Origin of the sequence: Streptomyces sp. NPDC050610 (assembly GCF_040654875.1) — a bacterium.
Taxonomy (GTDB): domain Bacteria; phylum Actinomycetota; class Actinomycetes; order Streptomycetales; family Streptomycetaceae; genus Streptomyces.
In genome coordinates this window covers 38,148-61,996 of the sequence record NZ_JBFAIV010000023.1, presented here as the reverse complement: position 1 = coordinate 61,996, position 23,849 = coordinate 38,148, and the positions used below count along the sequence as shown (strand labels likewise).

19 protein-coding genes, 2 pseudogenes and 1 riboswitch are annotated in these 23,849 nt (G+C 73.9%); of the genes and pseudogenes, 14 read left to right on the top strand and 7 right to left on the bottom strand.

The genetic code is table 11. The annotated features are described in order from the left end of the window. The first annotated feature begins 67 nt into the window (after positions 1–67). Positions 68–202: riboswitch (cobalamin riboswitch) on the top strand. A gap of 54 nt (positions 203–256) precedes the next feature. The 5 genes and pseudogenes from AB0I22_RS26085 to AB0I22_RS26065 all read left to right on the top strand — a co-directional run. Then, a pseudogene (locus AB0I22_RS26085) lies at positions 257–1,198 on the top strand (cobalamin biosynthesis protein); the annotation flags it as partial. A 746-nt stretch (positions 1,199–1,944) separates the two neighbouring features. Further along, on the top strand, positions 1,945–3,474 hold the full coding sequence (locus AB0I22_RS26080) for a cobyric acid synthase (protein ID WP_363133399.1): 1,530 nt from the start codon (positions 1,945–1,947) through the stop codon (positions 3,472–3,474). A gap of 169 nt (positions 3,475–3,643) precedes the next feature. After that, positions 3,644–5,803, top strand: a complete 2,160-nt coding sequence (locus tag AB0I22_RS26075; RefSeq protein ID WP_363133328.1) for a putative cobaltochelatase — start codon at positions 3,644–3,646, stop codon at positions 5,801–5,803. Then, a complete protein-coding gene (gene cobO, locus AB0I22_RS26070) occupies positions 5,803–6,399 on the top strand; it encodes a cob(I)yrinic acid a,c-diamide adenosyltransferase (RefSeq protein ID WP_363133327.1) in 597 nt (198 codons plus the stop codon). The genes AB0I22_RS26075 and cobO overlap by 1 nt, the downstream gene beginning before the upstream one ends. Continuing rightward, a complete protein-coding gene (locus AB0I22_RS26065) occupies positions 6,393–7,913 on the top strand; it encodes a cobyrinate a,c-diamide synthase (protein ID WP_363133326.1) in 1,521 nt (506 codons plus the stop codon). The genes cobO and AB0I22_RS26065 overlap by 7 nt, the downstream gene beginning before the upstream one ends. Positions 7,914–7,945: 32 nt before the next feature. Here the strand turns inward: AB0I22_RS26065 and AB0I22_RS26060 are convergent, their stop codons facing one another. Next, positions 7,946–8,671: a ZIP family metal transporter gene (locus AB0I22_RS26060; RefSeq protein WP_363133325.1), complete on the bottom strand. Its 726-nt coding sequence runs from the start codon at positions 8,669–8,671 to the stop codon at positions 7,946–7,948. 128 nt (positions 8,672–8,799) lie between these two features. Here AB0I22_RS26060 and AB0I22_RS26055 point away from each other — a divergent pair, with 128 nt between their 5' ends. From AB0I22_RS26055 to cobC, 3 genes and pseudogenes are all read left to right on the top strand, one after another. Beyond that, positions 8,800–9,258, top strand: a complete 459-nt coding sequence (locus AB0I22_RS26055; protein WP_363133324.1) for a cobalamin biosynthesis protein — start codon at positions 8,800–8,802, stop codon at positions 9,256–9,258. 93 nt (positions 9,259–9,351) lie between these two features. Then, a pseudogene (locus AB0I22_RS26050) lies at positions 9,352–10,146 on the top strand (sirohydrochlorin chelatase); the annotation flags it as partial. 7 nt (positions 10,147–10,153) lie between these two features. After that, positions 10,154–11,227 carry an Rv2231c family pyridoxal phosphate-dependent protein CobC gene (gene cobC / locus AB0I22_RS26045; protein WP_363133323.1) on the top strand — a complete coding sequence of 358 codons (1,074 nt, stop codon included), beginning with the start codon at positions 10,154–10,156 and terminating at the stop codon, positions 11,225–11,227. A gap of 137 nt (positions 11,228–11,364) precedes the next feature. Here the strand turns inward: cobC and AB0I22_RS26040 are convergent, their stop codons facing one another. Continuing rightward, positions 11,365–12,429: an SCO1860 family LAETG-anchored protein gene (locus tag AB0I22_RS26040; RefSeq protein WP_363133322.1), complete on the bottom strand. Its 1,065-nt coding sequence runs from the start codon at positions 12,427–12,429 to the stop codon at positions 11,365–11,367. Positions 12,430–12,763: 334 nt separating this feature from the next. Here AB0I22_RS26040 and AB0I22_RS26035 point away from each other — a divergent pair, with 334 nt between their 5' ends. Beyond that, positions 12,764–13,777 carry a bile acid:sodium symporter family protein gene (locus tag AB0I22_RS26035; protein ID WP_363133321.1) on the top strand — a complete coding sequence of 338 codons (1,014 nt, stop codon included), beginning with the start codon at positions 12,764–12,766 and terminating at the stop codon, positions 13,775–13,777. 144 nt (positions 13,778–13,921) lie between these two features. Here AB0I22_RS26035 and AB0I22_RS26030 read toward each other — a convergent pair whose 3' ends face one another. Next, positions 13,922–15,031 carry an amidohydrolase family protein gene (locus AB0I22_RS26030; RefSeq protein WP_363133320.1) on the bottom strand — a complete coding sequence of 370 codons (1,110 nt, stop codon included), beginning with the start codon at positions 15,029–15,031 and terminating at the stop codon, positions 13,922–13,924. A gap of 510 nt (positions 15,032–15,541) precedes the next feature. Between AB0I22_RS26030 and ectA the strand changes: the two genes are divergently transcribed. The 4 genes from ectA to thpD all read left to right on the top strand — a co-directional run bounded on the left by ectA (position 15,542) and on the right by thpD (position 18,928). Then, positions 15,542–16,090 carry a diaminobutyrate acetyltransferase gene (ectA, locus tag AB0I22_RS26025; RefSeq protein ID WP_363133319.1) on the top strand — a complete coding sequence of 183 codons (549 nt, stop codon included), beginning with the start codon at positions 15,542–15,544 and terminating at the stop codon, positions 16,088–16,090. A gap of 133 nt (positions 16,091–16,223) precedes the next feature. Continuing rightward, positions 16,224–17,492, top strand: coding sequence for a diaminobutyrate--2-oxoglutarate transaminase (ectB, locus tag AB0I22_RS26020; protein WP_363133318.1), 1,269 nt, complete (start codon positions 16,224–16,226; stop codon positions 17,490–17,492). Between the two features lie 75 nt (positions 17,493–17,567). After that, positions 17,568–17,990 (top strand): ectoine synthase, encoded by a 423-nt coding sequence (locus AB0I22_RS26015; RefSeq protein WP_363133317.1) that lies wholly within the window; start codon positions 17,568–17,570, stop codon positions 17,988–17,990. Positions 17,991–18,025: 35 nt separating this feature from the next. Beyond that, positions 18,026–18,928 carry an ectoine hydroxylase gene (thpD, locus tag AB0I22_RS26010; RefSeq protein WP_363133316.1) on the top strand — a complete coding sequence of 301 codons (903 nt, stop codon included), beginning with the start codon at positions 18,026–18,028 and terminating at the stop codon, positions 18,926–18,928. Between the two features lie 87 nt (positions 18,929–19,015). On the opposite strand, the gene AB0I22_RS26005 is transcribed toward thpD, so the two are convergent. From AB0I22_RS26005 to AB0I22_RS25995, 3 genes are all read right to left on the bottom strand, one after another. Further along, on the bottom strand, positions 19,016–20,140 hold the full coding sequence (locus tag AB0I22_RS26005; protein ID WP_363133315.1) for a methyltransferase: 1,125 nt from the start codon (positions 20,138–20,140) through the stop codon (positions 19,016–19,018). A 47-nt stretch (positions 20,141–20,187) separates the two neighbouring features. After that, entirely contained in the window at positions 20,188–21,267 is a 1,080-nt protein-coding gene (locus AB0I22_RS26000; protein ID WP_363133314.1) for an aminotransferase class V-fold PLP-dependent enzyme, read from the bottom strand. A gap of 169 nt (positions 21,268–21,436) precedes the next feature. Next, positions 21,437–22,507, bottom strand: coding sequence for an alkene reductase (locus AB0I22_RS25995; protein WP_363133313.1), 1,071 nt, complete (start codon positions 22,505–22,507; stop codon positions 21,437–21,439). A gap of 146 nt (positions 22,508–22,653) precedes the next feature. Here AB0I22_RS25995 and AB0I22_RS25990 point away from each other — a divergent pair, with 146 nt between their 5' ends. After that, positions 22,654–23,142, top strand: a complete 489-nt coding sequence (locus tag AB0I22_RS25990) for a MarR family transcriptional regulator (protein WP_363133312.1) — start codon at positions 22,654–22,656, stop codon at positions 23,140–23,142. 2 nt (positions 23,143–23,144) lie between these two features. On the opposite strand, the gene AB0I22_RS25985 is transcribed toward AB0I22_RS25990, so the two are convergent. Next, positions 23,145–23,819, bottom strand: coding sequence for a GntR family transcriptional regulator (locus AB0I22_RS25985; RefSeq protein ID WP_363133311.1), 675 nt, complete (start codon positions 23,817–23,819; stop codon positions 23,145–23,147). Positions 23,820–23,849 lie beyond the last annotated feature (30 nt).

Genomic DNA, 23,849 nt, shown 5'->3' with positions numbered 1-23,849 from the left:
CAGGTCAAGCGTGAGTTGACGGCCGTTCCCGGGCCATGGTGGACTTCCGGAGCCAAACGGCGACAGCAGAGGAAGCCGGTGCGAATCCGGCGCGGTCCCGCCACTGTTACCGGGGAGCGCTCCCCCACTGCTCACAGGCCACGGCTCGCCGACAGCGAGCTGGAAGGCCGGGGAAAGCGCGGATCCGGGAGCCAGGAGACTCTGGTCGCCGGTCACGTCGAGCCAGGGCGCGGACCCTGAGTGAGGACACATACGGATGCGTGCCGGTCACGCCCCTTTCGCGTACGGCGCCGCCCTCGGCTTCCTCGGCGACCTCCTCGCGGGCGACCCCCGCCGCGGCCACCCCGTGGCCGCCTTCGGACGCGCCGCCGCCGCGGCCGAGCGCGCCCTGTGGCGCGACCACCGCGGCCTCGGCGCACTGCACACCGCGCTGTGCGCGGGCGGCGCCGCCGCGGGCGGCGCGCTGCTGGCCCGTGCCGTACGCACCGCCCCCGCGCCCCGCGCCGCCGAGACCGCGCTGACCGCCGCCGCCGTCTGGGCCGTGCTCGGCGGCACCTCCCTGGGCCGCGAGGCGCGGGCGGTCGGCGGCGCGCTGGCCGCCGGGGACCTCGCGGCGGCGCGGGAGCGGCTGCCGCATCTGTGCGGGCGCGACCCCCGCGAACTGGACGAGCAGCAGATCGCGCGCGCCGTGGTGGAGTCCGTCGCCGAGAACACCTCGGACGCGGTGGTCGGCGCGCTGGTGTGGGGCGGCCTCGGCGGAGTGCCGGGGCTGATCGGCTTCCGCGCCGTCAACACGCTGGACGCCATGGTCGGCCACAAGTCGCCGCGCCACCGCCGGTTCGGCTGGGCCGCCGCCCGCCTCGACGACGTCGCCGGCTGGCCGGGGGCGCGGCTGACCGCCGTGCTCGCCGCCGTCGCCGGGCCCGACCCGCGCGGCGCGTGGCGCGTGGCCCGCCGCGACGCGGCAAAACACCCGAGCCCCAACGCCGGCCCGGTCGAGGCCGCCTTCGCGGGCGCCCTCGGCGTGCGCCTCGGCGGCACCCTCGCCTACCAGGGCCGGGTCGAGCACCGACCCGTACTCGGAGCGGAGCTGCGCCCGGTCGCCGTCGCGGACATCGAACGGGCGGTACGGCTCTCGCGGCGGGTCTCCCTGCTGGCGCTGGGCTGCGCGATCGCCGGACGGGCGGCGCTCCTGGCCGCCGCGGGCAGGGGGCGGAGCCGGGGAGGCGGCAGCGCGGCCGAAGCCGTCACGGGCGTGGCGCGCGCTGTCGCGGGCGTGGCGGAGGCGGCGGAGGCGCTGGGCCGTACGGGCGCGGCCGGACGGGCCGGAGCGGTCGGCCGTACGGGCGTGGCGGGCGACGTCACGGGCGTGAGCAGGAGGAGTACGGGCGTTGGCGACGGACGGACCGGGGCGCCGGTTGTTGTCCCTGTCCCGAGCGACGAGGCTGGGGCGGCAAGAGCGGTGGCGGGCATAACCCGCCGCGCAGGTGCGGCCTGCGGGCCGGTCGGCGCGGCGAGCAAGGTAACGGGCGTGACCGGCCCGGCGGATGCGGCCGGCCGTACGGGCGCGGCGGGCGACGTCGCTGGCGTGAGCAGGAGGAGTACGAGCGTTGCCGACGGACGAACCGGGGCACCGGCTGCTGTCCCTGCCCCGAGCGACGGGGGCGGCGCGGCGGGGGCGGTAAGAGCGGTAACGGGTGTGAACCGCCGCTCGGGCGCGGCCTGCGGACGGACCAGCGTGGCCGCCGCTGTCGGTCCCGGCCGGGCAGGTGCCGCAGGGCCGGGGCGCGGTGCCGTCCTGCTCCGTGGTGTTGCGGGAGTGGTCGGCGGGGTGGCAGTGGCCGGTGTTGTGGGCAGGCTCGTGGCGGGTGAATGGGGGCCGGTGTGGGTTCGCGGAGCGAGGAGACAGCGGTGACAGGCGACGTACACGGGCCGGGCGGCCCGATCGGCGGTGGGCTGCTCGTCGCGGGGACCACCTCGGACGCGGGCAAGAGCGTGGTGACGGCGGGGATCTGCCGGTGGCTGGTCCGCAAGGGCGTCAAGGTCGCCCCGTTCAAGGCGCAGAACATGTCGCTGAACTCGTTCGTGACCCGCGAGGGCGCGGAGATCGGGCGGGCGCAGGCGATGCAGGCCGCGGCGGCGCGCGTGGAGCCGAGCGCGCTGATGAACCCGGTGCTCCTCAAGCCCGGCAGCGACCGCAGCAGCCAGGTCGTACTGATGGGCAAACCGGTCGGCGAACTCAGCGCGCAGGGCTATTTCGGCGACGGCGAAGCGGCCCGGTACACCGGGCGGGAGCAGCTGCTCGGCACCGTGACGGAGTGCCTGGAGGAACTGCGGCGCACGCACGACGCCGTGATCTGCGAGGGCGCGGGCAGCCCGGCCGAGATCAATCTGCGGCGCACCGACATCGTCAACATGGGCATCGCGCGGGCCGCGCGGCTGCCGGTCGTCGTGGTCGGCGACATCGACCGCGGCGGCGTCTTCGCGTCGTTCTTCGGCACGACCGCGCTGCTCTCCGAGGCGGACCAGCGGTTCATCGCGGGGTATCTGGTCAACAAGTTCCGCGGCGACGTGTCGCTGCTCGAACCGGGTCTGGACATGCTGCGGGACCTCACCGGGCGGCCGACGGTGGGCGTCCTGCCGTACGCGCACGGGCTCGGCATCGACGAGGAGGACGGGCTGCGGGTGTCGATGCGCGGCGCGGTGCGCGAGAGCGTCGTCGCGCCGCCGCACGGCGCGGACGTGCTGCGCGTCGCGGTGGCCGCCGTGCCGCTGATGTCGAACTTCACGGACGTGGACGCGCTGGCCGCCGAGCCGGGCGTCGTCGTGCGGTTCGTGGACCGGGCGGAGGAGCTGGTCGACGCCGACCTCGTGGTGCTGCCGGGCACCCGCGGCACCGTACGGGCGCTGGCCTGGCTGCGCGAGCGCGGGCTGGCCGACGCCGTCGTGCGCCGGGCCCGCGAGGGGCGGCCGGTGCTGGGCGTCTGCGGCGGTTTCCAGATGCTGGGCGAGCGCATCGAGGACGACGTGGAGTCGAAGGCCGGGACGGTGCCGGGGCTGGGCCTGCTGCCGGTACGGGTCCGGTTCGCCGCCGGCAAGACCCTGGCCCGGCCGGCGGGCAAGGCGCTGGGCGAGCACGTGGAGGGGTACGAGATCCACCACGGGGTCGCGGAGGTGGCGGGCGGGGACGAGAAGTTCCTGGACGGCTGCCGGGTGGGGTCCGTATGGGGCACGCACTGGCACGGGTCGCTGGAGAGCGACGGTTTCCGGCGGGCGTTCCTGCGGCGGGTCGCGGAGGCGGCGGGCCGGGCGTTCGTACCAGCGCCGGACACGAGCTTCGGGGCGCTGCGCGAGGAGCAGCTGGACCGGCTGGGCGACCTGATCGAGGAGCACGCGGACACGGACGCGCTGCTGCGGCTGATCGAGGACGGCGTGCCGGAGGGGCTGCCGTTCATTCCGCCGGGTGCGCCGTGACGGGCGCCGGCTCGGCGGGCGCGAGGGGCCTGTGCTTCGGATACCCCGGACGCCCCGGCCGCCCCGGACGCCACAGACACCCCGAATGCCTAAGACACCTCACACACCTCACACCCCTCGGAAACCAACGAACCAATCGCCAAAGGCCACTCGAAGGAGTGATCACCGGATGAGCACCACCTATCCGTTCACCGCGGTCGTCGGGATGGAGGACATGCGGCTGGGCCTGCTGCTCAACGCCATCTCGCCCGCTATCGGCGGTGTGCTCGTACGGGGCGACAAGGGCACCGCGAAGACCACCACCGTGCGCGGCCTCACGGCGCTGCTGCCCGGTGTCGCGGTCGTGCCCGGCTGCCGCTTCTCCTGCGACCCCGCCGCCCCGGACCCCCAGTGCCCCGACGGGCCGCACGAGAGCGGCGCGGGCGGTACGGCGGAGACGTCCGGCACGCGCGGCGCGAAGATGGTCGAACTGCCCGTCGGGGCCTCCGAGGACCGGCTCGTCGGCGCGCTCGACATCGAGCGGGCGCTGTCCGAGGGCGTGAAGGCGTTCGAGCCCGGCCTGCTGGCCGCCGCGCACCGGGGCGTGCTGTACGTCGACGAGGTCAACCTGCTGGGCGACCACCTGGTCGACGCGCTGCTGGACGCCGCCGCCACGGGCGCTTCCTACGTGGAGCGCGAGGGCGTCTCCGTACGGCACGCGTCCCGCTTCCTCCTCGTCGGCACGATGAACCCCGAGGAGGGCGAGCTGCGCCCGCAGCTGCTGGACCGGTTCGGCCTGACGGTGGAGGTCGCGGCCTCGCGGGAGCCGGACGAGCGGGTCGAGGTGGTGCGCCGCCGGCTCGCCTACGACGAGGACGCGGCGGCCTTCTCCGCGAAGTGGGCGGCCGAGGAGACCGCCCTGCGGGAGCGGATCGCGGCGGCGCGGGCGCTGCTGCCGTCCGTACGGCTCGGGGACGGCGCGCTGCGGCGGATCGCCGCGGTGTGCGCGGGGTTCGAGGTGGACGGCATGCGCGCGGACATCGTGACCGCGCGGGCCGCGACGGCGCTGGCCGCGTGGGCGGGCCGGTCCGATGTGGCGACCGAGGACGTGCGGCAGGCCGCGCTGCTCGCGCTGCCGCACCGGCGGCGGCGGGCGCCCTTCGACGCGCCCGGTCTGGACGAGGAGAAGCTCGACGACATCCTGCGGCGGTTCGAGGAGGAGAACCCCGAGCCGGAGCCCGACCCGGAGCCGGAGCCGGAGGGCCCGGACGACGGCGGGCCGGACGAGGGCGGTCCGGGCGACAGCGGACCGGAGGACGACGGTCCCGGCGGCGGGTCGCCGCAGGACCACCAGGACGGGGACGGGCCCGACAGCCCGGACCTGCCCACGCAGCGCGAGTCGGGCGCCGATCAGCAGGACGCGCCCGAGCCGCAGCCCCAGTCGCAGGAGCCCCGCGGGGACCACGGGCCGGAAGCGGACGGCGATGGCGGCGAGGACGGCGAAGGGGGCCCGCTCGCCGCGGCCGTCCGCGCGGACGAGCCGTTCAAGACGCGCAGGCTGGACGTGCCGGGGCTCGGGGAGGGCGCGGACGGGCGGCGCTCGCGGGCCCGTACCGCGCACGGGCGTACGACCGGTGCGCGCCGCCCCCGGGGCGCGCTGTCCAAGCTGCACCTGGCGGCCACCGTCCAGGCCGCCGCCCCTCATCAGCGGGTGCGCGGGCGGTCCGGGACGGGCCTCGTCGTGCGCCGGGACGATCTGCGGGAGGCGGTGCGCGAGGGGCGCGAGGGCAACCTCGTGCTGTTCGTCGTGGACGCCTCCGGGTCGATGGCGGCCCGGAAGCGGATGAGCGCCGTCAAGGGCGCGGTGCTGTCGCTGCTGCTCGACGCCTACCAGCGCCGCGACAAGATCGGCATGGTCACCTTCCGGGGGTCGGGGGCCGCGGTCGCGCTGCCGCCGACGTCCTCGGTGGAGGCGGGCGCGGCGCGCCTGGAGCAGTTGCCGACCGGCGGCCGGACGCCGCTGGCCGCCGGGCTGCTGACCGCGCACGAGGTGCTGCGCGTCGAGCGGATGCGGGACCCCTCGCGCCGCCCGCTGCTGGTCGTGGTGACCGACGGCCGGGCGACCGGCGGGCCCGAGCCGGTCGTACGGGCCACCCGCGCGGCGCGGCTGCTGGCCGGCGGCGGCACGGCCTCGGTGGTCGTGGACTGCGAGGCCGGGCCGGTGCGGCTGGGGCTGGCGGGTCAGCTGGCGCGCGAGCTGCGGGGCCCGGCGGTGACCCTCGACGAACTGCGCGCGGACAGCGTCTCCGCGCTCGTCCGGACCGTACAGAACTCACGGAAGGCCGCGTAATGCCCAAGGGACAGCCGTCAGTCGTGCCCGAGGACGGGCTCACCACACGCCAGCGCCGCAACCGGCCGCTGGTCTTCGTACACACCGGGGTCGGCAAGGGGAAGTCGACGGCCGCCTTCGGGCTCGCGCTGCGGGCCTGGAATCAGGGCTGGCCGGTGGGGGTCTTCCAGTTCGTGAAGTCGGCGAAGTGGAAGGTCGGCGAGGAGCGCGCGCTGAAGGTGCTCGGCGAGAGCGGCGAGGGCGGGGCCGTGGCCTGGCACAAGATGGGCGAGGGCTGGTCGTGGGTGCAGCGCGACATGGCGTCCAGCGAGGAGGCCGCGCGCGAGGGCTGGGAGCAGGTCAAGCGGGACCTGGCGGCCGAGACGTACAAGCTGTACGTGCTCGACGAGTTCGCCTATCCGATGCACTGGGGCTGGGTGGACGTGAACGAGGTGGTGTCGGTGCTGCGCGACCGGCCGGGCACCCAGCACGTCGTCATCACCGGCCGCAACGCGCCGCAGGAACTGATCGACTTCGCCGACCTGGTCACCGACATGTCGAAGGTCAAGCACCCGATGGACACCGGCCAGAAGGGCCAGCGGGGCATCGAGTGGTGAATGCCCCCCGTACTGCCCCCCGCGCCGTCCCCCGCCTGGTCATCGCCGCCCCGGCGTCCGGGAGCGGCAAGACGACCGTCGCGACGGGCCTGATGGCGGCCTTCGCGGCGGCCGGGCTCGCGGTCTCCCCGCACAAGGTCGGCCCGGACTACATCGACCCCGGCTACCACGCGCTCGCCACGGGGCGGCCGGGACGCAACCTGGACGCGTACCTGTGCGGTCCGGAGCGGGTCGCGCCGCTCTTCCTGCACGGCGCCCGCGGGTGCGACCTCGCGGTGGTCGAGGGCGTGATGGGGCTCTTCGACGGGGCCAGCGGCCAGGGCGAACTGGCGTCGACCGCGCACGTCGCCAAGCTGCTGCGGGCGCCGGTCGTGCTCGTCGTAGACGCGTCCTCGCAGTCCCGGTCGGTGGCGGCGCTGGTGCACGGCTTCGCCTCGTGGGACCCGGAGGTGCGGCTCGCGGGCGTCATCCTCAACAAGGTCGGCACGGACCGCCACGAACACCTGCTGCGTGAGGCGCTCGACGGCGCGGGCGTCCCGGTGCTCGGCGCGCTGCGGCGGGTACGGACGGCGAGCACGCCCAGCCGCCACCTCGGCCTGATACCGGCGGCCGAGCGGCACGCGGAGGCGCTGGAGGCTGTGGCCGCGCAGGCGGCGCAGATCCGCGAGGGCTGCGACATGGAGGCGCTGCTCGCTCTGGCGCGCAGCGCTCCCCCGCTGACGGAGAGCGCGTGGGACCCGGCGGAGGAAGCCCGGGGGGCGATGGCTCCCGCGGCCGCTTCGGGTGCGGCGGGAACGGACGGTGCGTCGGCATCGGCATCGGCGGCGTCGGGAGTGGCGGGGACGGACAGCACACCGGTGGCGGGCCTGCCGGGCGCGAGCGGCCCCGGGACCGCCCCGGCCGGCAGGCCCGTGGTGGCCGTGGCGGGCGGCGCCGCGTTCTCGTTCTCGTACGCCGAGCACGCCGAACTGCTCACCGCCGCCGGGGCCGAGGTCGTGCCCTTCGACCCGCTGCGGGACGAGGAGCTGCCGCCGGGTACGGGCGGGCTGGTCATCGGCGGCGGCTTCCCCGAGATGTACGCGCCGGAGCTGTCGGCGAACGAGCGGCTGCGCAAGTCCGTGGCGGAGCTGGCCGCGTCCGGGGCGCCGATCGCCGCCGAGTGCGCGGGGCTGCTGTATCTGGCGCGCTCGCTGGACGACAAGCCGATGTGCGGGGTGCTGCCCGCCGCCGCGCGGATGTCGGAGCGGCTGACGCTCGGGTACCGCGAGGCGGTGGCCGTGGCGGACAATCCGCTGGCGGCCGCCGGGCAGCGGGTGCGCGGGCACGAGTTCCACCGCACGGTGATCGAGCCGGGCGCGGGCGCGGGCCCGGCGTGGGGGCTGACCCACCCGGAGCGGCGCGTGGAGGGCTTCGTACAGGGCTCGGTGCACGCCTCGTATCTGCATGTGCACTGGGCGGGCGCGCCGGGGACGGCGGGGCGGTTCGTGTCGGGCGCGGCCGGGCCGCGCCGGTGACCGTACGGGCGGCCGCGTGTGCCGAGGCGCTCTCAGGCGGCGAGGCCGACGACCAGCCAGATGAAGCCCACCCCGGCCGCCGTGCAGGCCAGCGTGGACAGGGCCGGGTGGTCGTGGTGGGCCTCGGGGAGGATGTCCGAGGTGGCGAGGTAGAGCAGTACGCCGCCGAAGAAGCCGAGGTAGATTCCGAGCAGTTGCTCCGGAAGGGTGAACAGCAGCGTCGAGGCCGCGCCGACGAGCGGGGCCAGGGCGTCCGCGCAGAGCATGAGGACCGCCTTGCGCCGCGCGTTCCCGTACAGGCTGGTGATCGTGTACGTGTTGAAGCCGTCGGCGAAGTCGTGGGCGATCACGGCGAGCGCCACGGCCGCCGCGACCCCGCCGCCCACCTGGAAGGCCGCGCCGATGGCGACGCCGTCCATGACGCTGTGCCCGACCATCGCGGTGGCGGCGGTCAGGCCGACCTGCGGTACGCGTTCGTCGGGGTCCAGCCCGTGGGCGGCCTTGCGGACGGCGAGCAGCCGTTCCACGGCGTGGGCGGCGAGGAAGCCGAGCACGAAGCAGAGCAGGGCGGCCGGGACGCCGAAGACCTCGCGGTCGGCGGCCTCCAGCGCCTCGGGGAGCAGGTCGAGTCCGACGACGCCGAGCATCAGGCCGCCCGCGAGCCCGAGTATCAGGTGCCGCCGGTCGGTGACGCGCTGGGCGGTCCAGCCGCCGAGCAGCGTCATCAGGAACGCCCCCAAGGCTATGACCACCGGCACGGGTGCACCTCTTCTCTTGACTGTCTCGGCTTCGCCACGTGCTGATCCCTGCTTACTGACCCCGGCCCTTCCCCGCATGTCCGACGAACGCGATTCCATCCCCTTCCGCCGCACGAGAGGAGCCCGTCATGACGCCCGGCCACGCTCCCTCGTTCTTCGTCGGGCTCGGCGCGTCCAGCGGGGCCGACGCGGCGGAGGTGCTCGGGCTGATCGGCCGGGCCCTGGCCGAGGCGGGGATCGGCCCCGAGGAGGTCGCCGCGCTGGCGACGGCCGAGACGAAGACGGCCGAGGCCGGGCTGGTCGCTGCCGCCGCGCGCCTCGGCGTGGAGCTGCGCGGGTACGCGGCCGAGGCGCTGGCCCGCGTCGAGGTACCGCATCCGTCGGGCGCGGCGCTGGCGGCCGTTGGCACGCCGAGCGTGGCCGAGGCGGCGGCGCTCCTCGCGGCTGGGGCGGGCGGCGCGCTCGTGGTGGGCAAGCGGAAGTCCGCTCCGGCGGCCGGGCCCGCGAGGGTGACCTGTGCCGTCGCGCGCGGCGCGGGCGTCGAACGAGACGGACCTGCCCGCACGGGGACGCCGGGCCGAAAGTAACGTCTGGGGGCGGCCGTACGCCCGTACCCCTGCCCGTACCGCCCGCAGGAGCCGCGTCCCGGAGCGCGAAGTCCCATCAAGTACGGAATCAGCATGATTCAGCACGGAGGAGATCGAGTGACCACCCCGCCAGCGCTGCTCATCGCCGGCCACGGCACCCCCGACGAGGCGGAGGCCGAGGCGTTCCGGGAGGTCGTACGGGCGGTGAGCGGCCGGGCCCCCGGGGGCGCCGTCGCGGGCGCTCCCGTGGGGCGGCGCGACCCGCGGCAGCTCGACGAGGCGGTCGCCGCCCTCGTCGGGGAGGGCGCCGGCCGCATCGCGGCCGTACCGCTCGCGCTGGCCTCGGACGGGCCGGGCGACGGCGGCCCCGGCGGCGTACCGGCCGCGCTGGAGCGCGCGCTGGCCCCGTACCCCGGCGTCGGCTACACCTGCGGCCGCCCGCTCGGGGCGGAGCCCGGGCTGCTGGCGGTGCTGGAGCGGCGGCTGGACGAGGCGCTGGGCGAGGCGGCCCGTACGCCCTCGGACCGGGCGGCGACGACGGTGCTGCTGGTGGGCCGTGGGTCGGCCGACGCGGAGGCCAACGCCGAGGCGCACCGGGCGGCGCGGCTGCTGTGGGAGGGGCGGGGTTACGCGGGCGTGGAGACGGCGTTCGTGTCGCTGGCCGCCCCCGATGTGCCCTCCGGGCTCGACCGCTGCGTACGGCTGGGTGCGCGGCGGATCGTCGTGCTGCCGTACGTGCTCTTCCCCGGGGCGCTGCCGGCCCGGATGCGGATGCAGACGGAGGGGTGGGCGGCGGCCCATCCCGAGGTGGAGGTGGTCGCGGCGGAGGCGATCGGTCCTGCGGAGGAGCTGGTCGAACTGGTCGTGGGGCGTTACGAGGAAACGGTGGGTGCTCATGCGTAGGACGACGGCGGACAGCCAGGCAGCGCCGACGCACGATCTCCGGCACCACGGGGATGCCGAAGTGCGGGGCAGCGGGGCGGAGTTGACCGATCTGGCGGTGAATGTGCGGTCCGGCACCCCGCCGGTCTGGCTCAAGGAGCGGATCGCCGCCTCCCTGGACGCTCTCGCGGCCTACCCGGACGGGGGCGCGGCGCGGTCGGCGGTGGCGGTGCGGCACGGGCTCGGGGCCGAGCGCGTGCTGCTGACGGCGGGTGCCGCGGAGGCGTTCGTCCTCATCGCGCGCGCCCTGCCGGCCCGGCGGCCGGTGGTCGTGCACCCGCAGTTCACGGAGCCGGAGGCCGCGTTGCGGGACGCGGGCCACGACGTGGAGCGGGTGCTGCTCGACGAACGCGACGGGTTCCGCCTCGCGCCGGAGGCGGTGCCGGTCGACGCCGACCTGGTCGTCATCGGCAACCCCACCAACCCCACGTCCGTACTGCACCCGGCCGACGACATCGCCCGGCTCGCCCGGCCGGGGCGGACCCTGGTGGTGGACGAGGCGTTCATGGACGCGGTGCCGGGCGAGAGCGAGTCCCTGGCGGCCCGTACGGACCTGCCCGGCCTGGTCGTGCTGCGCAGCCTCACCAAGACCTGGGGGCTGGCCGGGCTGCGCATCGGCTACGCGCTGGCCGCACCCGGCACGATCTCCGCACTGGCGGGCGCGCAGCCGCTGTGGCCGGTGTCGACTCCGGCCCTGGCGGCGGCCGAGGCGTGCAGCGCTCCCCCGGCCCTCGCGGAAGCCGGCCACGCCGCGCACCGCATCGCCTCGGACCGGGCCCATCTGGCGGCGCGGCTGGCGGAGTTCGAGGAGGTGCGGGTGTACGAACCGGCGTCGGGCCCGTTCCTGCTGATCCGCCTGCCGAACGCCGCCCGCGTCCGCTCCCGCCTCCGCGACCTGGGCTTCGCCGCCCGGCGCGGCGACACCTTCCCGGGCCTCGGCCCGGACCACCTCCGCCTGGCCGTCCGCGACCGCGCCACCACGGACCGCTTCGCGGTGGCACTGGCCAAGGCGCTGGGCGAGGGGTGACGGGCGGCCTCGAAGTGCCCGGCGGACGGTAGCCGCTACGGAACGGCCGGGTTGCGGCGGATCGGCCGCGACCCGGTCGTTCCTGGCGCCGGAGGGGCGACGGTCCCGGACCCCTCCGGCGCTTCGCGCTGTCGGCCTCAGCCGCGTCCCCCTGCGGCGGCGGACCGGCGGCGGAGGGCGATGAGGGTGCCGGCGCCCGCCGCCACCAGCAGGGCGGCGCCGCCGGCCAGGTACGGGGTGAGGGAGCTGCCGCCGGTCTCGGCGAGGTCGGCGGGGGCGTGGCCGGAGCCCGTCTGGGGCTTGGGGGCCGGGCCGGCCGGGGTGCTGGGGGCGGGGGCGGAGGGGCTCGGGGCCTTGGTGGCCTCGGGCGACTCGCAGGTGGCCTGGGCGAGGGTGATTCTGCCCTTCACGTCCGCCACGTTGAGCTTGAGCGGATTGACCGCGACATCGAGTTCGAGGGCGGTCGCCGCCGCGGTGCGCGACGTGGTCGAGGTCTTCGACAGGTCGAGCCGGACCTCGCCGACGCCCGGCACGTCCACCTTGGTCGTACCGGCCGCCGAGAGGGCGACCTTCTTGCCGAGCACCGACACGTCGCCGAGGACGTTCGACGAGGCGGTCGGCTTGCGGCCCGCCTCGCACACGGCCTTGGACGTGACCTGCCGGACCTCGATGAGGGAGAGCAGCGGCAGACCCGGTACGTGCACCTTGGCGTGCGCGAGGTCGGCGTACCCGCGCGCGGCGTGCCGGTCGGCCGTGGCGCGGGCCGTGGCGGCGTCGGCGCGCAGCACGTTGACGGGGTTGCCCCGGTCGACGCCGTCCAGGGTGACGCTGAGCGCCGTCTTGGACGCCTCGGCGGGTGCGTGGACCTCGTTCAGGGAGGTGGTGAGCGGCACCTCGATCGCCTTGTTGAGCAGCGAGACGTCGAGCCCCGCCCGGAGGACGACCGCGCCGGCCTTGCCCTTGCCGGTGGACTTGCCGCCTCCGGCGGCTTTTCCGGCGTCGGTGGCTTTTCCGTCACCGGTGGGCTTTCCGTCACCGGTGGGCTTTCCGTCACCGGTCGCGGTGGTGCCGGTGGCGGGAGCGGCCTGTGCCGGTGCGGCGCCGGAGAGGACGGCCGGTCCGGCGGCGAGCGCGGTGGCCACGGCGACCGACGCGAGACGGCGTACGGGCAGGCCGAAGGGAGAGTTGGTGGTGCTGGGCATGTGTGTGGAACCCCCACATGAGGCATGGAGCCGTCGGCGCTGCCAATGGGGGACATCGCGCGCCGACGGCATCGACCCCGTCATGTTTGACGCACCTAGGGTGAACGGACAGCTACCTGGCGTCAGTTCATTCCAAAGGGTGGTTTCCGCATCTGGATTCGATTCTCCTAGCGCTCACGTCACATCCCGTCACCTAAGCCGCCGCACCCCCACCCCGTCCAGCCCAGCCCCATCAGGTCCAGTCCGCTCCAGGCCATGCCAGTCCAGTCCAGTCCAGTCCACGATGCGGAACCACTTGTTCGAAATACGCGGGTCATCGCTAAAGTGCCGTTCTGTGTCACATGAGCAGACGGACCAGCGCACCGAGACCCCGACAGCAGCCGCCCCCGCGGGCGACTCTCCCGCGGGCGACTCCCCCGCCACCGACCGGGCCGCACGCCTCGCGGTAACGGTCTTCCCGCTGCTCGTGGTAGCGGCCGGGGTACTCGGGCTGGCCCTCCCCTCGCCCTTCACGGGCTGGGCGCCCGCGGTCCCGTACCTGCTGGGCATCGTGATGTTCTCGATGGGGCTGACCCTGACGCTGCCGGACTTCACGGCCGTCGCCAAGCGCCCGTGGGCGGTCGCGATCGGGCTGGTGGCGCACTACGTGATCATGCCGGGACTGGGCTGGCTCATCGCCACCGTGCTCGATCTGCCGCCGCAGCTCGCGGCCGGGGTGGTCCTGGTCGGCTGCGCGCCGAGCGGCACGGCCTCCAACGTCGTGACCTACCTGGCGCGCGGCGACGTGGCCCTCTCGGTGTCGGTCGCGACGGTCTCGACGCTCGTAGCGCCGCTCGTCACGCCGCCGCTGACGCTGCTGCTCGCGGACCAGTTCCTGCACGTCGACGCGGGGGCGATGGTCTCCGACATCCTGAAGACGGTGCTGGCGCCGGTCCTGCTGGGCGTGCTGGTCCGGCTGGCGGCGAGTCGTTATGTCGACAAGATACTGCGTGTGCTGCCATGGATCTCGGCGGCCACCATCGCCGTCATCGTGCTGACGGTGGTCTCCGGCAGCGCGCAGCTCATCATGGACGCGGCGGCGCTCGTCTTCGTCGCCGTCATACTCCACAACGGTCTGGGCCTCGCACTCGGCTACGCCTCCGGAAAGCTGGCCCGGCTCGGCAGGCCGGGCAGCAAGGCGATGGCCTTCGAGGTCGGCATGCAGAACTCCGGCCTCGCCGCCTCGCTGGCCACCGCCCACTTCAGTCCGGCGGCGGCGCTGCCGGCGGCGGTCTTCTCCGTCTGGCACAACATCTCGGGCGCCCTGGTGGCGGCCTGGATGGCCCGCTCGTCCCGCCGCTCGGAGTAGCCCCGGCCGCGACGAGCCCGGCCATCGCGCGTCGGAGACCGGCCACCGATCGACGGCGCGGCCCACCTCGCCCGCGCCCCCGCGCCCGCGCCTCCGCGCCCGTCGCCTCCGCCCCGCGCCCCGCGCCTCCCCCGCCGCCTCCGCTCAGCGGATCACCTTCCCCCGCAGCACCACCCGGTCCGGCGCCCCCAGCACCCGTACGTCGGCACGCGGGTCCGTCCCGTAGACGACCAGGTCGGCCGGGGCGCCCTCCTCCAGCCCCGGGCGGCCGAGCCACTCGCGGGCGCCCCAGGCGGTGGCGTGCAGCGCGTCGGCGGCGGGGATGCCGGCCTTGACCAGTTCGGCGACCTCCTGGCCGACCAGCCCGTGGGCCAGCGCGCCGCCCGCGTCCGTGCCGACGTAGACCGGCACGCCCGCGTCGTACGCCGCGCGCACCGTCTCGTAGCGCCGCTCGTGCAGCCGCCGCATATGGGCGGACCAGCGCGGGAACTTCCGCTCGCCGCCGTCCGCGAGCTTCGGGAAGAGCGCGATGTTGACGAGCGTGGGCACGATGGCGACGCCGCGCTCCGCGAACAGCGGGATCGTCTCCTCCGTCAGCCCGGTGGCGTGCTCGACGCAGTCGATGCCCGCCTCGACCAGCGGGGCCAGCGTCTCCTCCGCGAAGCAGTGCGCGGTGACGCGCGCGCCGAGCCGGTGCGCCTCCGCGATGGCGGCCTCGACCTCGCCGCGCGGCCAGCAGGCCGACAGGTCGCCGGTCTCGCGGTCGATCCAGTCGCCGACGAGCTTGACCCAGCCGTCGCCGTTGCGCGCCTCGCGCGCCACGTACGCCACGAGGTCCTCCGGCTCGATCTCGTGCGCGTAGTTGCGGATGTACCGGCGGGTGCGGGCGATGTGCCGGCCCGCGCGGATGACGCGCGGCAGGTCGTCCCGGTCGTCGATCCAGCGGGTGTCCGACGGGGAGCCGGCGTCGCGCAGCAGCAGCGCGCCCGCGTCGCGGTCGGTCACCGCCTGCTTCTCGCTGGTCGAGGCGTCGACCGGGCCGTGCTCGTCGAGGCCGACGTGGCAGTGGGCGTCGACCAGGCCGGGCAGCGTCCAGCCCTCGATGACGGTGGTCCCGCGCGCGCCGCGCGGCCGTTCGTACGTGATGCGGCCGTCGACCACCCACAGTTCGTCGCGTACGTCCTCGGCGCCGACCAGCACCCGCCCCTTGATGTGCAACACCGGCACCCCCGGCAGCACAGCGCTATCGCTCATGGACGGCACTGTACGAGCCCGAACGCGCGTATGCGTAGGGCGCCCGCGAGCAGTGGCGCCAGGGTGCGCCAAGCCTTCCCGAGTCTCTCCCGAGCCCTCCCCGGGGCCGTCCCGGTTCTTTCCGGCGCGCCTTTCCGGCACGGCTCTCCGGCGAGCCTTACCGACCCCTTCCCGTAACCGGCACCCCTATCCCTATTGATGAATTACTTATTCCATCCCTAGAATCCTATTAAGCGCAGCTTCCCGGATTCTTCTGCCCGCTTTCCCGGACCTTAAACACCAAGATTCCGCTAACGCCAGATGGCGTAATTCCAGGGAATCTCAAGACCGTTACGCAGATGTGACACACTCCACAACACGCCCGGATCGCCCGTAAAATACCGGACAAACCCCAACATCTTGCAGGAGATCCGCGCGCTCGCGAGCCCCCGCGCGTTAACACAAATGCGCATCCGACGTAACCCCTACCCGCGATGCAATTTCGAATTTAGCTCGGTAAATTCAATCCGCATGACCGCCGCACAAGCAGACCTTGCACGTGCCCGCTGCGAATTTCTCGAAATGCCGGAGGGGCTCAAGCTCGACACTCCATGCCTGGAGGACGGAGCCGCGATCTGGCGCATCGCCCGCGACTCCGAGGTGCTGGACCTCAACTCCTCGTACAGCTACCTCCTGTGGTGCCGCGACTTCGCCGCCACCTCGGCGGTGGCCCGTTCCGAGGACGGCGAGCCGGTCGGCTTCGTCACCGGCTACATACGCCCCGAGCGCCCGCGCACTCTCGTCGTCTGGCAGATCGCCGTCGACCGTGCGCACCGCGGCCGGGGGCTCGCCGCCGCGCTGCTGGACGGACTGGTGGAGCGGACCTCCCGCGAGCCCGGCGTGGACGAGGTCGAGACCACGATCACGAAGGACAACGCCCCCTCCAACCGGCTGTTCGCCTCGTTCACCGAGCGGCACGGCGCCCGCGTGGAGCACGAAGTCCTCTTCGACGCCGGACTGTTCCCGGACACCGGGCACGAGCCCGAGGTGCTGCACCGCATCGGGCCGATCGTGGTCTGAGGAAGGCCCCGCGCCGCCGCGGTCCGAGCCCGGACCGCGCCGCGGCGGCCGGGCCGCACACGGCCCCGCCTCTCCGGCACACCCCCATCGCTTCTCACTCACCCCCTCGCGATTCGTCTCCCAGGAGAACGCTGTGACCATCACCCCGCCCGCCCTGAGCGTCTTCGAGACCCTGGAGTCGGAGGTGCGCAGCTACTGCCGCAGCTGGCCCGCCGTCTTCGACCGTGCCCAGGGCAGCTACATGTACGACGAGGACGGCCACACCTACCTCGACTTCTTCTCCGGCGCCGGCGCCCTCAACTACGGCCACAACAACCCGGTGCTCAAGCGCGCGCTGATCGACTACATCGCGCGGGACGGCGTCACGCACGGCCTCGACATGGGCACCACCGCGAAGCGGGCGTTCCTGGAGTCCTTCCAGAACATGATCCTGCGCCCGCGGGACCTGCCGTACAAGGTCATGTTCCCCGGCCCGACGGGCACCAACGCCGTGGAGGCCGCGCTCAAGCTGGCCCGCAAGGTCAAGGGCCGCGAGTCGATCGTGTCGTTCACCAACGCCTTCCACGGCATGTCGCTCGGCTCGCTCGCGGTCACCGGCAACGCCTTCAAACGGGCCGGCGCGGGCATCCCGCTGGTGCACGGCACCCCGATGCCGTTCGACAACTACTTCGACGGCCGCGTCCCCGACTTCCTGTGGTTCGAGCGGCTGCTGGAGGACCAGGGCTCCGGCCTGAACACCCCCGCCGCCGTCATCGTCGAGACGGTGCAGGGCGAGGGCGGCATCAACGTCGCCCGGCCCGAGTGGCTGCGGGCCCTCGCCGACCTGTGCAAGCGCCGCGACATGCTGCTCATCGTCGACGACATCCAGATGGGCTGCGGCCGTACGGGTGCCTTCTTCTCCTTCGAGGAGGCGGGCATCACCCCGGACATCGTGACGCTGTCGAAGTCCATCGGCGGCTACGGGATGCCGATGTCGCTGACCCTCTTCAAGCCGGAGCTGGACATCTGGGAGCCGGGCGAGCACAACGGCACCTTCCGCGGCAACAACCCGTCCTTCGTCACCGCCGCCGCGGCCCTGGACACCTACTGGGCCGACGGCCAGACGGAGAAGCAGACCCTCGCCCGCGGCGAGCAGGTCGAGCAGGCGCTGCGCGCGATCTGCGAGGAGCACGTGCGGCTCGGCGCCGAGTACCGCGGCCGCGGCCTGGTCTGGGGCCTGGAGTTCACCGACAAGTCGCGCGCCTCGGCGGTGGCCCGGCGCGCCTTCGAACTCGGCCTGCTGATCGAGACGTCCGGCCCGGAGAGCGAGGTCATCAAGCTCCTCCCGGCGCTGACCGTCACCCCCGAAGAGCTGGACGAGGGTCTGCGGACCCTCGCCCGAGCGGTCAACGAGACCGCCTGACCGCAGTACGCGCGGTGAGCGCGCCAGGCGCGACGAGCGCAGTATGTACGTACGAGAGAAAGGCAGCACCGCACCGTGATCGTCCGATCCTTCAAGGACATCGAGGGCACCGACCGGCACGTCAAGGCGGCGACCGGCACCTGGGAGAGCAAGCGCATCGTGCTGGCCAAGGAGCGGGTCGGCTTCTCCCTGCACGAGACCACGCTCTACGCCGGCACCGAGACGTCGATGTGGTACGCCAACCACATCGAGGCCGTCCTGTGCGTGGAGGGTGAGGCCGAGCTCACCAACGACGAGACCGGCGAGAAGCACTGGATCTCGCCCGGCACCATGTACCTGCTCAACGGGCACGAGAAGCACACCATGCGCCCGAAGACCGACTTCCGCTGCGTCTGCGTGTTCAACCCGCCGGTCACCGGCCGCGAGGACCACGACGAGAACGGCGTGTACCCGCTGCTCACCGAGGAGGAGGCCACTCCGGAGACCGTCAGCAGCTGAAGCCAGAGCCCCGCAGGCCCAAGAGAGGAGAGATCATGACCACCGCCCCCGAGCGCACCACTGACCTGTACCCCACCCGTGGCACGAGCGAGGTGACCACCCAGCGCCAGGACCCGGTGGTGTGGTCCGACCCTGGGGCGCCGGGGCCGATAGACCCGGCGGAGCTGCGGGACTACGAGCGGGACGGCTTCCTGTCGGTGGAGCGGCTGATCACTCCGGACGAGGTCGAGGTCTACCGGGCCGAGCTCGACCGGCTGATCGCCGATCCGGCCGTACGGGCCGACGAGCGCTCGATCGTCGAGCCGAAGTCGCAGAAGGTGCGGTCGGTGTTCGAAGTGCACCGGCTCAGCGAGGTGTTCGCCGGCCTGGTCAGCGATCCACGGGTGGTGGAGCGCGCCCGGCAGATCCTGGGCTCGGACGTGTACGTCCACCAGTCCCGGATCAACGTCAAGCCGGGGTTCGGGGCGAGTGGCTTCTACTGGCACTCGGACTTCGAGACCTGGCACGCCGAGGACGGGCTGGCGAACATGCGGACCGTGTCGGTCTCGATCGCGCTGACCGAGAACTACGACACCAACGGCGGCCTGATGATCATGCCGGGCTCGCACCGGACGTTCCTGGGCTGCTCGGGCGAGACGCCGAAGGACAACTACAAGCAGTCGCTGAAGATGCAGGACGCGGGGACGCCCTCGGACGAGGCGCTGACCGGCTTCGCCGAGCAGCACGGCATCAAGCTCTTCACGGGGCCGGCCGGCTCGGCGACCTGGTTCGACTGCAACTGCATGCACGGGTCGGGCGACAACATCACGCCCTTCGCGCGCAGCAATGTCTTCATCGTCTTCAACAGCATGGAGAACCCGGCGGTGGAGCCCTTCGCGGCGCCGGTCCCCCGCCCGTCGTTCATCGGCGCGCGGGCCCCGTTCACGCCTGTGAAGTGACAACCGCGCGCGAGTAGCGCCGACACCGTGTGATGTGACGCGCCGGTGGGCGGCTCCCCGATCGGGGGGCCGCCCACCGGCGTACGGTCATTTGACGCCGACCACCGCCGCCTGGGCCCCCGCCAGATGGCGTACCCGGCTCTCCCGGAACCCGGCCTCGGCCAGCCAGCGGCGGCAGTCCGCGCCGGTGAAGTCGAAGCCGCCCGTGGTCTCTATGAGCATGTTGAGGCTCATCAGCAGCCCGGTCGCGTTCTCCCGCCGGTCGTCGTCGATCAGCGACTCGTAGACGATGACGGCCCCGCCCTCGGGCAGCGCCTCGTACGCCTTGCGGAGCAGCATGCGCTTGGTGGGCAGGTCCCAGTCGTGCAGGATGTGGCCGAAGATCAGCACGTCGGCGGTGGGCAGCGGCCCGGTGAAGAAGTCGCCGCCGGTGAACGAGAGGCGGTCGGCGAGGCCGGTTCTCTCCAGCCGGCGGTGGAAGTTGCCGGCGACGGCCGGCAGGTCGAAGCCGATGCCCGACAGGTGGGGCCGCATGCGCAGCAGCTGGGTGAGCAGCGCGCCCTCGGCGCAGCCGATGTCGGCGACGGTGCGGCGCCCGGACCAGTCGAAGGCATCAGCGAGGGCGTGGGCGGAACGCGCGGAGAGGCCGGTCATGGCCTGCTGGAACTCCGAGACCCGGGAGGACTCCCCATAGAGGGCGTCGAAGAGGTCGCCGCCCTCCTGGCTCTTCTTGACCTCGTTCTGCGGCTCTCCGGTGCGCAGCGCTTCGGAGAGGGTGCCCCAGAATTCGTACAGGCGGCTGTCCGCCATCTCCAGGAAGCCGCCGATGTAGGTGGACTGGCCGCGGTCCAGGTAGCGGGCGGTGGCGGGCGTGTTGGCGTACGTGCCATAGCCGCCCTCGCGGCCGTCGGAACCCTCGCGGCCGTCGGAACCGTCGGTGTCGTCACGGCCTTCGGGTCCCGTGAGGTCGCCGCCGGTGCGGTGCAGCATGCCGAGCGCCACGAGCGTGTCCAGGAAGTCGCGGGCGGAGCGCGGGTGCAGGTCGAGCCGGGCGCGGAGCTCCTCGTACGGCATGGGGCGCTCGGCCAGCACCGTGAACAGGTCGAGGCGGACCGCGCTGAGCAGGACCTTCGCCGCCTGGAAGCCCAGACCGACTTCGAGGATGCGGTCGGGGGATGCGGTCGGGTCCGGCTCGGTGCGTGCGTGCTGCATGGTGGCTCTCCTCGTAGGCGTCCGTGCTGACCGGCCGGGTTCGGCGATCACTGCGTCCTACCCGCTCGGTCCGTTCCGACCACCTCCAGCAGCCGGTCCACGTCGGCCTCGGTGTTGTAGAGGTGGAAGGCCGCGCGGAGGTTTCCGGCCCGGTTGGAGAGCTGGATGCCCTGCTCGGCGAGGTCTGCGGCGTGTCCGCCGAGGCCGGGGACGGAGACGATGGCCGAGCCCTCGGCCGGGACGGGCGTATGGCCGAGCCCGGCCAGTCCGCGCCGGAAGCGGTCGGCGAGGGCGCGGTCGTGGGCGCCGATGGCGTCGACGCCGAGCTCCTCGATGAGGGCGAGGGAGTGCCGGGCGGCGACGTACGAGTACAGGCTGGGGCTCTCGTCGAAGCGGCGGGCGGATTGGGCGAGTTCCTCGACGGCGCCGTAGCAGCTGTCCCAGGGCTGCTCGCCGGAGACCCAGCCGGCGAAGGACGGGGTGAGCGGGGTGACGGCGGGGTCGGTGGGATCGGCGGGGGTGGTGAGGAAGGCGGCGCCGCGCGGGCAGAGCAGCCACTTGTAGCAGACCGCCGCCGTGTAGTCGTAGTCGTTCGCGTCCAGCGTCAGCCAGCCGGCCGCCTGGCTGACGTCGATGAACGTACGGGCGCCATGGGCCCCGGCCGCGGCCGCGACGGCGTCGAGGTCGGCGATCCGGCCGTCCGCGGACTGCACCGCGCTGACGGCGACGAGGGCCGTGCCGGGCCGTACGGCGTCGGGGAGCTTCTCCAGCGGCACGGTGCGCACGGTGAGGTCGGGGCGCATGTGGAAGGGGTTGACGAGTGAGCTGAAGTCGCCCTCGGCCACGAGGACTTCGGACCCGGGCGGCAGGGACTGGGCGATCAGTCCGGCGTAGACGGCGACGGAGCCGCCCGCCGCGACGCGCTCCGCCGCCACGCCGACGAGCCGGGCGTACGAGGCGCGCGCCGCCTCGACCGCCTCGTAGTGGACGGTGAGGGAGCGGCCGGCCGCGGTGTCCTCGACGGCTCCGGCCATGGCGGCGACGGCGGGCGCGGGCAGCAGGCCGGCGGAGGCGGTGTTGAGGTAGGTCGTCTCCGGCGCGAAGTGCGTGGTCGAAAGTTTCTCCATGGTGGCGACTATGCAAGGCGGCCCGCCGCCGCGTCCACGGTCGTTCGCCGGACCGGGGGCGCGTACGGCGGGCGGAGAGGCGTGCGGAGGCGCGTCCTGGCTGATGCGTACGGGCGTCTCGAAGGGCCGGTCACCGGTCAGCCGGTCAGTCGGTCAGTCGGTCAGTCGGTCAGTCGGTCAGCGCGGGGTAGTCGATGTAGCCCTTGTCCGCGCCGCCGAACATGGTCGCCCGGTCGGGCGCATTGTACGGGCCGCCGGCCGCGAGGCGCGCGGGCAGGTCGGGGTTGGCGAGGAAGAGCGCGCCGTAGGCGAGCGCGTCGGCGGTGCCGTCCTCGACGAGGGACAGCTCCTCCGCGCCGGTGGGGCGGTCGCCCGTACCCGGGTTGAGCAGGAAGACGCCGCCGAACAGCTTGCGCAGGGCCGTCGTCAGTTCGCGGTCCCGGCCCTCGGCGACGTGCAGATAGGCGAGGCCGAGCGGGTCGACGGCCTTGACGAGGGCGGTGTAGAGGGCTTCGGGGGCGGGTTCGTCCATGTCGTTGTACGGGTTTCCGGGCGAGATGCGCAGCCCCGTGCGGTCGGCGCCGATCTCGGCGACGACGGCGCGGGCGGCCTCGACGGCGAAGCGGACGCGGTTCTCGTCGGAGTCGCCCCAGGCGTCGGTGCGGCGGTTGGTGTTCGGGGCGAGGAACTGGTGGATGAGGTAGCCGTTGGCGCCGTGCAGTTCGACGCCATCGAACCCGGCGGCGATCGCGTTGCGGGCCGCGGCGGCGAAGTCGGCGATGGTCGCGTGGATCTCGTCCTCGGTGAGTTCGCGCGGGGTGACGAAGTCCTTCGGGCCGTCGTGGGTGTAGGCCTGCCCGGCGGCGGGGACGGCGGAGGGGCCCACCGGAACGAGGCCGTCCGGCAGCAGGGAGGGGTGGCCGATCCGGCCGGTGTGCATGAGCTGGACGAAGATCCGGCCGCCGGCCGTGTGCACGGCGTCCGTGACCTTGCGCCACGCGGCGATCTGGGCGGCGCTGTGCAGGCCGGGGGTGTCGGGGTAGCCCTGGCCGACGACGGAGGGGTGGGTGCCCTCGGTGATGATCAGCCCGGCCGAGGCGCGCTGGGCGTAGTAGGTGGCGACGGAATCGGTCGGGGTCGCGCCCGGCCCGAAGGATCGGCTGCGGGTCATGGGGGCCATGACGACGCGGTTGGCGAGGCGGACAGCGCCGAGGTCGATGGGGTCGAAGGCGGTGGTCACGGGGTTCCTCCAGCGTTCGTTTGGTCGGCCGACCAAATAACCGCGGGATGCCGCGCGGCATTCCTTGGCCGGCCAACGTAATCTGGGGACGAGCGCGAGCGCCTCGAAAGCCGAGCAGCGCCGCCCGCACGCCGTGGAGGCCCGTCATGACACCGACCGACGACGTTCCCTGTCCGGACTCCCCCGCCACGCTCACCGCCGCACCCCTCGTGACCAGCCACGTCATCCCCCGGATCGCCCGGCTGCACCGCGCCGCGGCGGGCCGCCTGCTGCGCCGCGCCGGCCTCCACCCCGGCCAGGAGTTCCTGATGCTGCTGCTGTGGGACCGGGGCCCCCAGCGGCAGGCGGAACTGATCAGGACGCTGGCGCTGGACGCGTCGACGGTGACCCGGATGGTGCAGCGCCTGGAGCAGGCCGGGCTGGTGACCCGTACCCCCGACCCGGCCGACGGCCGTGCGATGCGCGTCGAGGCGACCGAGGCCGGCCACGCGCTGCGCGCGGAGGTCGAGCGGGTCCGGCAGGAGCTGGACGAGCAGACGCTCGCCGGCCTCGACGCGGACGACCGCCGCGAACTCGCCCGGCTGCTCGCGCGCGTGGAGGGCAATCTGTGCCCCACTTGGGCGGCGGCACAGTAGCCCTACGAACCCGCCGGCCTGGGAAGCGTGAACTCGTCGCCGAGGCCGAGGCGGCGCAGCACCCCCGAGATGTGCCGGTGCAGCAGCTCGCGGGCCTCGGCGCCGTGGCCCGCGCCCATGGCCAGGGCGATGGCCTCGTGCTCCGCGACATCGTCCGCCGCGTGGCCGGGGCCTACGATCGAGGCGGCGGAGACGCGCAGCCCCTGACCCCAGAGGGCGGCGTGCATCGAGGCCAGGACCGGGTTGTCGCTCGCTTCGACGAGTCCGGCGTGGAAGGCGCGGCCGATGACGAGGGCCTGCACGGACGACAGCGGCGGGCCCGCCGGCACCTCGTCCTCCAGCGCGTGCAGCCGCTCGCCCAGCCGGCGCAGTTCGTTGTGGCCGCGCGCGGCCACCGTGTCCAGCGCGAACAGCTCGATGAGCAGCCGCGCCTCCAGCACGCACCGGGCCTCGCCCAGCGATACGGGCGCCACCAGCGCGCCGCGCTCGGCGACCAACTGGAGGTAGCCCTCGTCGCTCAGCCGCCGGAACGCCTCCCGCACCAGGTCCGCGTCGGCCCCGAGCCGGTCGGCGACGGCCTCCACCGAGAGCACCGCGCCGCTGAGGAAGGTGCCGTCGAGCACCCGTGCCCGCAACTCGGCGTGGACACGGTCCACCGGGGCGTTCTCCTGGGACATATGTCCAGTGTGCACCTATACGGCCCTTGC

Bases quoted from the DNA above. Each gene is read 5' to 3' on its own strand.
- AB0I22_RS26075 (WP_363133328.1), top strand. From the start codon at position 3,644: ATGAGCACCACCTATCCGTTCACCGCGGTCGTCGGGATGGAGGACATG.
- cobO (WP_363133327.1), top strand. From the start codon at position 5,803: ATGCCCAAGGGACAGCCGTCAGTCGTGCCCGAGGACGGGCTCACCACA.
- AB0I22_RS26055 (WP_363133324.1), top strand. From the start codon at position 8,800: ATGACGCCCGGCCACGCTCCCTCGTTCTTCGTCGGGCTCGGCGCGTCC.
- cobC (WP_363133323.1), top strand. From the start codon at position 10,154: ATGCGTAGGACGACGGCGGACAGCCAGGCAGCGCCGACGCACGATCTC.
- AB0I22_RS26040 (WP_363133322.1), bottom strand. From the start codon at position 12,429: ATGCCCAGCACCACCAACTCTCCCTTCGGCCTGCCCGTACGCCGTCTC.
- AB0I22_RS26030 (WP_363133320.1), bottom strand. From the start codon at position 15,031: ATGAGCGATAGCGCTGTGCTGCCGGGGGTGCCGGTGTTGCACATCAAG.
- ectA (WP_363133319.1), top strand. From the start codon at position 15,542: ATGACCGCCGCACAAGCAGACCTTGCACGTGCCCGCTGCGAATTTCTC.
- thpD (WP_363133316.1), top strand. From the start codon at position 18,026: ATGACCACCGCCCCCGAGCGCACCACTGACCTGTACCCCACCCGTGGC.
- AB0I22_RS26005 (WP_363133315.1), bottom strand. From the start codon at position 20,140: ATGCAGCACGCACGCACCGAGCCGGACCCGACCGCATCCCCCGACCGC.
- AB0I22_RS26000 (WP_363133314.1), bottom strand. From the start codon at position 21,267: ATGGAGAAACTTTCGACCACGCACTTCGCGCCGGAGACGACCTACCTC.
- AB0I22_RS25990 (WP_363133312.1), top strand. From the start codon at position 22,654: ATGACACCGACCGACGACGTTCCCTGTCCGGACTCCCCCGCCACGCTC.
- AB0I22_RS25985 (WP_363133311.1), bottom strand. From the start codon at position 23,819: ATGTCCCAGGAGAACGCCCCGGTGGACCGTGTCCACGCCGAGTTGCGG.